Source organism: Mesorhizobium sp. M8A.F.Ca.ET.021.01.1.1 (genome assembly GCF_003998025.1).
In the GTDB taxonomy this organism is placed as follows: domain Bacteria; phylum Pseudomonadota; class Alphaproteobacteria; order Rhizobiales; family Rhizobiaceae; genus Mesorhizobium.
In genome coordinates this window covers 1-10542 of sequence record NZ_RZSJ01000172.1, presented here as the reverse complement: position 1 = coordinate 10542, position 10542 = coordinate 1, and the positions used below count along the sequence as shown (strand labels likewise).

General features: G+C 62.0%; 19 protein-coding genes. 13 read left to right on the top strand and 6 right to left on the bottom strand.

Features of this window, described 5'->3' with window-relative positions; all coding sequences use genetic code 11:
* The 5 genes from EOA36_RS15720 to EOA36_RS15700 form a co-directional block, all read left to right on the top strand.
* The coding region (locus EOA36_RS15720) for an ATP-binding cassette domain-containing protein (RefSeq protein ID WP_145969183.1) at positions 1 to 507 on the top strand (507 nt) is incomplete at its 5' end.
* Positions 508 to 641: 134 nt separating this feature from the next.
* Positions 642 to 923, top strand: a complete 282-nt coding sequence (locus EOA36_RS15715) for a type II toxin-antitoxin system RelE/ParE family toxin (RefSeq protein ID WP_127278413.1) — start codon at positions 642 to 644, stop codon at positions 921 to 923.
* Positions 924 to 936: 13 nt separating this feature from the next.
* A complete protein-coding gene (locus EOA36_RS15710) occupies positions 937 to 1236 on the top strand; it encodes a HigA family addiction module antitoxin (protein ID WP_127278412.1) in 300 nt (99 codons plus the stop codon).
* Between the two features lie 120 nt (positions 1237 to 1356).
* Positions 1357 to 1539, top strand: a complete 183-nt coding sequence (locus EOA36_RS15705; RefSeq protein ID WP_127278411.1) for a hypothetical protein — start codon at positions 1357 to 1359, stop codon at positions 1537 to 1539.
* A gap of 153 nt (positions 1540 to 1692) precedes the next feature.
* Complete coding sequence (locus EOA36_RS15700) at positions 1693 to 2109, top strand: glyoxalase/bleomycin resistance/extradiol dioxygenase family protein (RefSeq protein ID WP_127278410.1); 417 nt, start codon at positions 1693 to 1695, stop codon at positions 2107 to 2109.
* A 251-nt stretch (positions 2110 to 2360) separates the two neighbouring features.
* Here the strand turns inward: EOA36_RS15700 and EOA36_RS15695 are convergent, their stop codons facing one another.
* Positions 2361 to 3995 (bottom strand): sulfotransferase, encoded by a 1635-nt coding sequence (locus EOA36_RS15695; protein WP_127278409.1) that lies wholly within the window; start codon positions 3993 to 3995, stop codon positions 2361 to 2363.
* 201 nt (positions 3996 to 4196) lie between these two features.
* Positions 4197 to 4415: a hypothetical protein gene (locus EOA36_RS15690; RefSeq protein WP_127278408.1), complete on the bottom strand. Its 219-nt coding sequence runs from the start codon at positions 4413 to 4415 to the stop codon at positions 4197 to 4199.
* Positions 4416 to 4781: 366 nt separating this feature from the next.
* Between EOA36_RS15690 and EOA36_RS15685 the strand changes: the two genes are divergently transcribed.
* The 5 genes from EOA36_RS15685 (at position 4782) to EOA36_RS15670 (ending at position 6497) form a co-directional block, all read left to right on the top strand.
* Positions 4782 to 5051 (top strand): hypothetical protein, encoded by a 270-nt coding sequence (locus EOA36_RS15685; protein WP_127278407.1) that lies wholly within the window; start codon positions 4782 to 4784, stop codon positions 5049 to 5051.
* Positions 5048 to 5296 carry a hypothetical protein gene (locus EOA36_RS15680; protein WP_127278406.1) on the top strand — a complete coding sequence of 83 codons (249 nt, stop codon included), beginning with the start codon at positions 5048 to 5050 and terminating at the stop codon, positions 5294 to 5296. The genes EOA36_RS15685 and EOA36_RS15680 overlap by 4 nt, the downstream gene beginning before the upstream one ends.
* Before the next feature lie 47 nt (positions 5297 to 5343).
* The gene (locus EOA36_RS37295; RefSeq protein ID WP_167498789.1) at positions 5344 to 5481 is read left to right on the top strand and encodes a hypothetical protein; all 138 of its coding nucleotides are present in this window, start codon (positions 5344 to 5346) and stop codon (positions 5479 to 5481) included.
* A 94-nt stretch (positions 5482 to 5575) separates the two neighbouring features.
* Complete coding sequence (locus EOA36_RS15675; protein ID WP_127278405.1) at positions 5576 to 5794, top strand: hypothetical protein; 219 nt, start codon at positions 5576 to 5578, stop codon at positions 5792 to 5794.
* An 85-nt stretch (positions 5795 to 5879) separates the two neighbouring features.
* Entirely contained in the window at positions 5880 to 6497 is a 618-nt protein-coding gene (locus EOA36_RS15670) for an NAD(P)H-dependent oxidoreductase (RefSeq protein WP_127278404.1), read from the top strand.
* A 41-nt stretch (positions 6498 to 6538) separates the two neighbouring features.
* Here EOA36_RS15670 and EOA36_RS15665 read toward each other — a convergent pair whose 3' ends face one another.
* Positions 6539 to 6937 (bottom strand): Kazal-type serine protease inhibitor, encoded by a 399-nt coding sequence (locus EOA36_RS15665; protein WP_127278403.1) that lies wholly within the window; start codon positions 6935 to 6937, stop codon positions 6539 to 6541.
* 582 nt (positions 6938 to 7519) lie between these two features.
* Here EOA36_RS15665 and EOA36_RS15660 point away from each other — a divergent pair.
* The 3 genes from EOA36_RS15660 (at position 7520) to EOA36_RS15650 (ending at position 8892) form a co-directional block, all read left to right on the top strand.
* Positions 7520 to 7732, top strand: coding sequence for a cold-shock protein (locus EOA36_RS15660; RefSeq protein WP_006202520.1), 213 nt, complete (start codon positions 7520 to 7522; stop codon positions 7730 to 7732).
* A gap of 320 nt (positions 7733 to 8052) precedes the next feature.
* Positions 8053 to 8265, top strand: a complete 213-nt coding sequence (locus EOA36_RS15655; protein WP_008877668.1) for a cold-shock protein — start codon at positions 8053 to 8055, stop codon at positions 8263 to 8265.
* Between the two features lie 192 nt (positions 8266 to 8457).
* On the top strand, positions 8458 to 8892 hold the full coding sequence (locus EOA36_RS15650) for a BA14K family protein (protein ID WP_127278402.1): 435 nt from the start codon (positions 8458 to 8460) through the stop codon (positions 8890 to 8892).
* A gap of 103 nt (positions 8893 to 8995) precedes the next feature.
* Here the strand turns inward: EOA36_RS15650 and EOA36_RS15645 are convergent, their stop codons facing one another.
* The 3 genes from EOA36_RS15645 to EOA36_RS15635 form a co-directional block, all read right to left on the bottom strand.
* The gene (locus EOA36_RS15645; protein ID WP_127278401.1) at positions 8996 to 9634 is read right to left on the bottom strand and encodes an MBL fold metallo-hydrolase; all 639 of its coding nucleotides are present in this window, start codon (positions 9632 to 9634) and stop codon (positions 8996 to 8998) included.
* 137 nt (positions 9635 to 9771) lie between these two features.
* Complete coding sequence (locus EOA36_RS15640) at positions 9772 to 10089, bottom strand: hypothetical protein (protein ID WP_127278400.1); 318 nt, start codon at positions 10087 to 10089, stop codon at positions 9772 to 9774.
* Positions 10090 to 10234: 145 nt separating this feature from the next.
* On the bottom strand, positions 10235 to 10542 hold a 308-nt coding region (locus tag EOA36_RS15635; RefSeq protein WP_189553239.1), incomplete at its 5' end, for an aminotransferase class IV.

Genomic DNA, 10542 nt, shown 5'->3' with positions numbered 1-10542 from the left:
ACCTTGATCCGCAACGCCATCCTCGATCAGGATGCGGTGCGCAATGTGAAGGTGACGCCGTCGACAGTGCTCGGCTACAGCGACCAAGCGCTGTCCGGCATCAGCGGCGACGACACGCCGCTGGCCATGGTCTCGCGCCGCTACGATGTCGGCGAACAGCGCGCCCGCTCGCTGCTCGCCGGCGCCGGCGTGGTCATCGAGATGCAGGAGAAAAGGATCGGTGTGCTGTCGGGCGGCCAGAAGGCGCGGCTGATGATGCTGGCGCTCAGGCTCGCCAATCCCAACTTCTACCTGCTCGACGAGCCGACCAACCATCTCGACATAGACGGCCAGGAAGCGCTGGAGGAGGAGTTGCTGAAGCACCAGGCAAGCTGCCTGCTCGCCTCGCACGACCGCTCCTTCATCCGTGCCGTCGGCAACCGCTTCTGGCTGGTCGAGAAGCGGAAGCTGACCGAGGTCGAAGACCCGGAGCGTTTCTTCCGTGAAGTGGCTGAAGGAACCGGCTGAGCGGCGAGGAAGATGCATTGCCGATGAAGTTTCGGCCTGTCATTGACAGGGCGCACCTTTGGTATCATTTCATGAGACGTACTCTTGATTCCTGAAACGTATCATGTCATGGTACGTCCGTCGGAACCCCACGGATGATACGCTCGTTCAAGGACAAGACCAGCCAAGCCGTTTCGAACGGCAAGGCTCCAAAGGGCTTCCCTTCGGATCTTGTCCGACCGGCCCAACGGAAGCTGTACATGATCGACAACGCCGCCGAACTGTCAGATCTCAAGACGCCTCCCGGCAACAGGCTTGAGCCGTTGAAAGGCAACCGTGCCGGTCAGCATTCGATCCGCATCAACGATCAGTTTCGCATCTGCTTTCACTGGGTGGATGGGCAGGCAGAAGATGTTGAAATAACCGACTACCATTGAAGGCAGGTCCCAAATGCTTGATATCAACCCGCCCATCCATCCCGGAGAAATTCTCCGCGAAGAGTATCTCATACCGCTTGGTCTGAAGCCTTACACGCTGGCCAAAAAGCTGCATGTGCCGCGCACGCGCATCGAGCGCCTAGCCAGCGAGACGACACCGGTAACGCCCGATACCGCACTGCGCCTTGCGAAGTTTTTTGGGACCACGCCGCAGTTTTGGATGAACATGCAGGCAAGCTATGACCTCGCCGTCGAGGGGAAGGCCAAGAGAGCCGACCTTGAAACGATCGAACGATTGGAGACTGCTGCCTGACGTAAGGGCGCCGCGCCGGTAACAGAGAAAAAATTCGACAATCTGTCGGATCGCCCGTTGCTGCCTCGTCCTTGGGATGCCGACACGATGATGCCGGCGCCAACCCAGGGAGAAGTCATCATGTCCGTCCTGTCACCCATCGGCCGCATCGCAACCCGGTATGCCGCGGCGCGCGCCCGTCACCGCAGCGAACGCATCCTTTTGTCGCTGCCGGCCGAACTGCGCAAGGATATCGGCTTTCCGGAAATCTTCGATGCCCGCGACAGCCGTCGCGCGGCCACGTCCTCGGCCAAGGTCATATGACCATGGCCAGCCGCAGCATGCACCGGCCTCAAAAGCCGGCCGGTGCCCGATGATCCGGCCGCGGCGAAAAATTTTCGGGCCCTGTAGGATTGGCGTCACCTCATCCGTCCTATGATCCGCAAGGCCATGCCAAACGTGAAGAGGAACACGAGAATGACCGACCAGACCCCGCCCCGCGCCAAGGTTCTTGGCGGATTGACCCCCTATCTGCAGGTCAACGGCGCCATCAAGGCCGCCGAATTCTACAAGAAGGCTTTCGGGGCCGAGGAAGTCTTTGCCTATCCGGCGGATGAAAAAGGCCGCACCATGCATATCCACCTCTACATCAACGGCTCGACGCTGATGCTCGGCGACGCCTATCCGGAACACGGCCATCCGCACCAGGCGGCGCAGGGCTATACGCTGCAGCTCCATCTCGGCAAGGATGACATCGACGCCTGGTGGAAACGCGCCGTCGACGCCGGCTGCGAGATCGTCACGCCGCTGCAGGTGATGTTCTGGGGCGACCGCTGGGGCCAGGTGAAGGATCCCTTCGGCGTCGCCTGGGCAATGAACGCACCGACTGAATAAGCTTAGCGTGCGCGCCCTCGCCGAGGGGGATGCGCCCAAACAATCCTATGGCGGAGCAAGGAGCGAAGCGACGCGGCGTAGACCATAGGATCCATGCCGTAACGTCAAAATATCGGAAACGGCGAAGACTTCTGCCCCGCGGCATTCTTCGATCGAGGTCGCGGCATGGATCCTAGGGTCTTCGCGACGGAGCTTCGCTCCTGCTTCGCCCTAGGATGACGAAGCTGATGGGCATCTCCGCGACCCGCTCGCTAATCCAGCTTGTCGAGCAGCGGCTTCAGCCGGTCGCCGTAGCGCTTCCACAAATCGACCGAGCCCTGGTACATCGGCTGGCGCACCTGCGCGGCGGATGCCGTGCGCACCGGCCGGTCGGTCGCGTGGAACGACAGCACGGCATCGTCCCATGGCAGGCCGAGATAGTCGATCAGCGCCCGGCTCTGGCCTTCCTGGTCGGCGACGAAGTCCTCGTAGCGCACATCGTGCACGACGCCGGGCAGCACCTTGTGCCAATGCGCCATGATGTCGGTATAGAGATTGTGGAAATCGGCGAGTTCGCCGAGGTCATAGCCATAGCGGTGGCTGTCGCCGCGGAAATGCACCTTGTAGATCGACAGGCATGTCGCCGCCGCATCGCGGGCGCAGTGGATGATCCTGGCCTTCGGCAGCATCATGCGGATGAAGCCGACGAGCAGGAAGTTGCCCGGCATCTTGTCGGTGACGTGGCGCATATGCGGATAGCGGGCATGCAGCATGTCGAGATAGGCCTGCCCCGCCTCGGCGAAATCGGTATCGTCGGTGTCGGCCACGCCCCAGGGGAAGCCGCCCGGCATGTCCGACGGAAACTGCCTGCCGACCGCCGTCTTCAGGATGCTGAGCTCGCCCGCGCCATAAACCTGGGGGTGGCTGGCGATGATCTGTTCGACCAGCGTCGTGCCCGAACGCGGCATGCCGACGATGAAGATCGGCGCATCGTCGGTGATCGGGCTCGGCCTGTGCTTCTCGAAGAAGCCGGCATCGAACACGGTCTTCATCGCCTCGAATTCGGCACGCGTCTTCACCGGATCATAGTCGATGCCCTTGCGGCGGATGGCATTGCCCTCGGCGAAGTAGTCGAAGGCCTTGCCGTAATCCTTGAGATCGTCATTGGCCTTGCCGAGGCCAAACGACAGCTGCATGCGTGCCAGGCTGTCCTGGGGCGCCTTGGCGTGCTGCGCCTCCATGCCGGCCAATTCGGCATCGCGCTCCTTCTGGCGCTTGACCTGCGTCAGCATCAGCCATGCGCGGGCCATGCCGGGCTGGATCGCCACCGCTTGCCGGAACAGGTCTGTCGCCTCGCCGAGCTTGCCCTTCTCCATCAGCCCGACGCCCAGCCCGTGCAACAGGTCGGCATCCTTGGGGCGAATGGTCAGGGCCTCCTGGAAGACAGCCAGTGCCTCGTCGAGGCGTCCGGCTTCCTGCAGGGTTTCGGCAAGCCCGATGCGCGCGCGCACGTGGAATGGATTGCGCTGCACTGTGCCGCGATAGATGTCCTCGGCCTCCTCGAACCGGCCGATCTGCTTCAGCGACGAACCGAGATTGTCGCGCGCCGCGAGCTGCTCCGGCCGCAGGTCCACCGCGCCGCGGAAGAAATCGATCGCCGCCGTGACGCGGCCGAGATCGCGCATCACCGTGCCGAGATTGTTGAGGAAGTCGGGGTTCGTCGGCTGCAGCTGAACCGACTGCTCCAGGAAATCCATGCCTTCTTCGCTGCGCCCGGTCTGGTGCAGCAGCAAGCCGAGGAAATGCGCCGCGGCCGCGTGTTTGGGCTGACGCGCCAGCACCTGCCGGTAGATCGCCTCGGCCTCCTGCCGGCGCCCGGCCTGATGCAGTTGCAGCGCCTGCTGCACATACTGGTCGAGGCCCAGCGGCGGCCGTCCTCCGGCGCCAGACTTGGCCGCGCCAGACGTAGCTCCCGCACCCGCCGCTCTTCTCTGATCTCTGTTGATGGGACACCTGCCGTGTTTTCGCGCCTGCCCGCGATCTAGGCCATCGGCGCGGCACGTTCAAGGCTTTGCTTGGTTCTGGGCCCTACATCGCCGCGAAAGCGGTCAGACCAGGCGGTTGGTCTCGGCAACCTGCCTGGCCCGCCTGACGGTGCCGTCGGTGTCGGAGATCGTACGCCTTGCCGCCTCGTCGCTTCTGATGGTCAGCCGCGCCGACTGGACGGCCATCGGCTTTCCAGCGGCGCCATTGGCGTATGTGGCGATTGGCTTGACGATCGGATTGATCGCCACCGTCTTCCCTTTCGAGGTTCTGACTGAAACCATGATTTTATCCTTTTCAGAAAAAATAAAAAGTACGGGCGTCAAGGAAAAACTCGGCATGTTTCCAAGAAACTTTTAGAAATATCTTGAACCATAACGGAATTGTTCGAAAGTTTATAGAGGCCTATTTTTCTATCCGAGGCGGGTAATTCAACAATTCTTCTTGAAGAGAGCGCAAAGTTGAGCTATATGGGAGATATCGTTTGGGCCAGAATTGGCATCTCGCGGCGTCGGAGGTTTTCGACCCGCCAATCTCATTCCAAATTGCCGGTACTGGACGCGCGGCACATTCGTCGTGTCCCCGCTTTTTTGCTCTCAGACCGCTGTTTACGTGACGCCACGAGGCGGGGAAATATCAAGGCCAGGACAATGCCGGACCGCACCACCCGCTCCATCGCCCATTTCACCGCACCGTTCGTGCTCGGTGGCCTGGAAGGACAACTGCCGGCTGGCGACTACGACATCGATCACGACGAAGAGTTGATCGATGGCATGTCGCGGCTTGCCTGGCGCCGCATCGCCACCTTCATCCATCTGCTGGCAAGGGCGATGAACAACCCGCCCACCAGCCAGCTTGTCGCCAGCGACTACATGGACCTCGAAACCGCGCTGATGCGCGACCGGGAGAATGCAGCATGATCCGTTTCCAACAGAATGCGCGTCCGCGCACCGACACGCCCTCGCATCTCTTCGCCATCGGCCAGACCGTGCGCATGAAAAGCCGGACCGGCCTGCTCAGCAAGACCGCGGAACTGTTCGAGATCAAGAGCAGGCTGCCGGTCAAGGACGGTTCCCCGCAATACCGTATCCGCAGCGAGCAGGAGACCCACGAACGGGTCACCACGGAAGACAATCTCGAACTGGCCGACAATCCGGTCACCTGAGCGGAAAGCCAGCCGACACGCCCAGCCAACGCGCATCAGGAGCAGTCATGTCCAAGGGTCAGCAGCGAAGCAATCGCGAGGTGCGCAAGCCGAAGAAGGACAAGGTGGTGGCCAAGCCTGCCTCCCCGTTCGGCTCGTCGGTCAAGCAGGCGGAGAGCGGCTTGAAGCCGAAGTCCAAGGGTTGATAGCCCGAGCGGCGCTGAGTGCGCACACCCGCTGCCGTGAGCAGACAATGGACTGACGCAACATGCTCACGCAATATTCCGCTCGGAGGCTTGCTTGAACTTTGTAATCGAATTCTACCGGTCGCGCGACACCGAGGAAGCGACGCTCGACAAGGTGTCGCTGGAGGCGCCGACCCTGCGTGCGGCGCTGCAATGCGCCACCGCGCTGTTCCACAGCCTGTCCATGCCGCAAACCCCCGACCGCCTGCGCATTTCCGACGAGCACGGCAGCGAGTTTTATGCAGGACCCGCCGATGGGGCGTATCCTGCCTAGGCAGCCATGTTTGGATCTCGCCCGCCGCGCAACCGCAAGCGCCTTGTGACGTTGAGCGTGCACAACCCTATGCAGGAGTTCCGCAATGCCCCTTGCCGCCTTTGCCATCAATTGTTCGCTGAAAGCTTCCGGCGACAAGGAAAAATCGTCCACGGACAAGATCATCGCCGATCTGCTCGCAGCGCTCAAACCGCATGGCGTGAAGGGCGAGGTCGTGCGGGCTGTCGATCACGACATCAAGCCCGGCGTGCTCTCCGACATGGGCAAGGGCGACGACTGGCCTGGCCTGCGAGAAAAGATTGTCGCCGCCGATATCTTCATCCTCGGTCTGCCGATCTGGTTGGGCCAGCCGTCAAGCATCGCCAAGCGCGTCATGGAACGCATGGACGCCTTTCTCGACGAAACCGACGACAAGGGCCGCATGCCGGCCGCCGGCAAGGTGGCGCTGGTGGCGATCGTCGGCAACGAGGACGGCGCGCATCACTGCCACGCGGAATGCTTCCAGGCGCTGAACGACGTCGGCTTCACAATCCCCGCCAATGGCGGCGTCTACTGGGTCGGTGAAGCCATGGGCGACGTCAACTATGTCGACCTGCCGAAGACTCCCGACAAGGTCGCCGAAGCCATCGAAATGGCGGCTTCAAACGCCGCTCATCTGGCCGGCCTGCTCAGGACGAAGGCTTATGTCGGCGTGGAAGAATAACTGCAATTTCCGCTTCTTCGACAAGGAGGGAAGGTAAGTTCTCAGCACGGCCCTTCGCCGACGATGCGATAGTCCGAGGCGCGGGCCTCGCAGGCGTTGGGGAAGGTGCGCATCTCGCCATGCCGGCGGCCGCACACCGGCGCGTATTCGCGGGTGCAGAAGGCCTGCTGGCCGCCACCACCACCACCATCGCGGCAGGGGCCATCGCGCACAATGCGGTAACCCGCCCTGCCGGCAAGGCAGGCATTGGCGAAGGTCTGGCGATCGTCGCCGCGCCGGGCGCAGACCGGCTCGTACTGCTTGGTGCAGAATTGCGGTTCGGGGCGCGGCGGACGCGGGCGCGGTCCGTCATCGACGACGACCGTACAGGCGGCAAGAATTGCCGACAGGAACAGGACGCTAAAACCCTGCCGTGAAAAGATTGCCGCAAGCAACCTCATGATCGTCTCTCCCTCGATCCCCGTCCCGGTGCATACCGCCCAAGACTGCCTGGCGGTTCGCTGACAATGATATCGCTCAAAACAAGATTTAGATCAGTCGCCAATGGCATGATCCTCGCCATTCCACTGCCGATTGCAACCCCGCCCGCGGCCTCTATCGGGAAATGACAGCGGGATCGGTCGGGTCCCGCCGCGTCGCCGGCAATCATCGCTTCTGGCCCATGCATGACCGGGGCTGTGGGCCGATGACCCCTCGGCCAACGAAGCCTATCTGCGGCCGGTCGACGCTTTGATCGGTCGATTTATGCGTCGGGATGCGCCCATGGCGGCGGCCCGCGGCGCTATCTTGCAACCTTCACGTTTCCGTGCGATAAATTCTGTGTTCGGGCATTTGCGACCCGGAGAGCGGAACGTTTTGGACGACCTTTCCCCGATACTGTGAATCTCTGACGGCCCCGTTTTTCGGCGGGGGGTTTGACCATGCGCCAATGCATGACTGCCGAAAGCAACCACCAGGAACTGCCCTCGACGCCAGGTGGCGGGCAGGACCACCAAGACTGAACGGGTGAAGGAGTTTCCCCAATGGCCCAGACCGGCACCGTTAAATTCTTCAATGCAACCAAAGGCTTCGGTTTCATCACGCCCGACGGCGGCGCCAAGGACGTGTTCGTCCACATTTCAGCGATCGAGGCCTCGGGCCTGCGCACGCTCGTCGACGGCCAGAAGGTCACCTTCGACGTCGAGCCGGACCGCATGGGCAAGGGCCCGAAGGCGGTCAACCTGCGCGCAGCCTGAGCGATCGGCGCACCGCACGTCCCAGGCGGATAAGCGAACGAGGAGCTTGACCAGCACCTGGGCAGGCAGACAGATTTTTGAAAGGCGCGGCGGTTTTCGCCGCGCCTTTTTCATGTCAGCAGTGCAGCATGAACGCATGTTACCGGCAAGTTCATCCGGGTCCCGGCCAATGACGCGCATCATAACAAGCACTTAAAGCGCGGCGGGCTTTAAGTGCCCGCAAAACTTTCTCTTGCCGATGACGCTAAAATAAAGGACAAATTTCCTCTCGGGCATTTGCCGGCCCGAGACTGGAGTTTATGGGATCAAAGGAGCTTCCCATGCCGCAGACCGGCACCGTCAAATTCTTCAACCATGCCAAGGGCTTCGGCTTCATCACACCGGATGATGGCGCGAAGGATGTCTTCGTGCATATTTCGGCCGTGCAGGCGTCGGGTCTTCCCGGTCTCGAGGATGGGCAGAAAGTGACATTCGACACCGAGCCGGACAAGCGCGGCAAGGGACCCAAGGCCGTCAACCTGTCGGTCGGCTGAGCCGGCTTCGGACGACGCCGGCTCCGGCAGGTCAGGTCCGCGCCCCGAGGGTGCGGCTGTTGATGCCGTGAAAGAATGCGCGTGGTCAAAATTTCGTTCAGCCCCCGTTCAGCCACGGTCTCATATTAGTCACTGGTAAAGCCGGACCGTATCCCCTGCAGACCTGCACGGCCCGGTACGAAGGAGACCAAGATGAACCGCATTTTCAAGACAGCCGTGCTGTCCGCCGCCGTGGTCGCCACCACGCTGGGGACCTTTTCGGCAGCCAATGCCGATGACTGGCGCCGTTGGCACCATCACGGCCATGGCAATGGCGACGCTGTGGCAGCCGGCGTTCTCGGCCTTGCCGCCGGCGCGCTGATTGGTGGCGCATTGGCCAATGACCGGCCGCCGCCCGATTCCGACCGTTATTACGATGACGGTTACTACGATCGTCAGGTGCTCGTGCGCCCGGCTCCGGTCCGCCGCTACTATGTGGAACCGCAGGTGGTCTATGCCGACCGCTACGCCGAACCCTGGACGCGCGGCTGGTACGACTATTGCTCGGATCGCTACCGCACCTTCAATTCCCGCACCGGCACCTTCACCGGCAGCGACGGCGAACAGCATTTCTGCACCGCCAACTGAGGCTTCCCTGCCCCAGACAAAAAGCGCTGACCGCAAGGCCGGCGCTTTTTTTGTTGTCGGCTTGTTGGGCTTTCGAACCCAGGGCGGTCCAGACCTCATTCATTCAGGTCAAAAATGGATTGGTCCGCCGTTCCTCGCCGAAGCGCCCGCCGGGGCCATGGCCGCAAATGAAGCCGATGTCGTCGCCGAGCGGCAACAGCTTGTCCTTGATCGAGGCGATGAGTGCCGCATGGTCGCCGCCCGGCAGGTCGGTGCGGCCGACCGAGCCGCGAAACAGCACGTCGCCGACATGGGCGAATTTGGCGGCGCGGTTGTAGTAGACGACATGGCCGGGCGCGTGGCCGGGGCAATGCAGCACCTCGAACACATGGCCGCCAAACGACACAGTTTCCCCTTCTGCAAGGAACCGGTCGGGCACGCAATTGCGCACGCCGTCGATGCCGTAGCGCCTGCCCTGGTTTTCCAGATTGTCGAGCAGCATCTTGTCGGCTTCATGCGGGCCGATGATCTCGATGCCGAGCGCCTCCTTCAACTCCATGGCGCCGCCGGCATGGTCGATATGGCCATGCGTGATCCATATCGCTTCGGCGGTGATCGCATTGTCCTTCAACACCGCCAGCACCTTGTCGATGTCGCCGCCGGGATCGACCACCACGCCGTGCTTGTCGTCCATGTCGAACAGGATGGTGCAGTTCTGCTGGAACGGAGTGACCGGCACGATACCGGCATTGAGCTGACCCATGATCGTCCTTTCGCTGTGTCAGCGATCATGTAGAGGCATCGGCCAAGACCGTCCACGTCCGGAAGGTCAAACAGTGCGTGTCCAAAAAGAAATGGGCGGCCGAAGCCGCCCATTCTGCCAGCCCGAGATTGGCAGGCTTACTTTTTCATGGCGCCCATGACCGCGCCGAGAATGCCGGTCAGGATCGCGCCGCCGCCTGCGCCACCGACGATGTTCTGCAGGTTGAGCGCGCTGCCCAGGCCGCTGGTGGCCGCCGCGGCTGCGTCAGGAGTGATCGCGCCACCGCCGAGCAGGCTGCCGAGGATCGCCGCGCCGCCGACGCCGCCGATGGCTCCGCCCAGGATTTTGGGAAGCTGACCCATCGCCGCCGTCTTGATCGCCGCGCCGACCGCCTGACCACCGATAATGCCTGTAATGATCTGAATGATGATCGGAAGAAGCGTGTTCATGTCCATATGATTAGTCCCTCCATAGCTGCCAGCCTCCCGGGCCGACACCATCATGAGACGCCGAATTGGACGAAAGTCAAATGCACAAACGCTTAAATAAAAGGGGCGGCCTGAAAACCGCCCCTGCTTGCGAGAAAAGCTGTGACTATCGTTATTCTGCGGCAATCGCATGCTTGGGTTGAACGGCCATAGAATAGTCGTTCATGAGATTCTTGGCGATCTCGCCGACCTCGAATCGGTAAGGGCCGATCTCCGAAACCGGGGTTACTTCCGCTGCCGTTCCGGTCAGGAAGCATTGCTCGAAGCCTTCCAGTTCTTCCGGCAGGATGGCGCGCTCGATGACCTCCAGGCCGCGATCCCTGGCCAGGCCAATGACCGTGCGGCGGGTGATGCCGTCGAGGAAGCAGTCGGGCTTGGGCGTGTGGATCTTGCCGTCCTTGACGAAGAAGATGTTGGCGC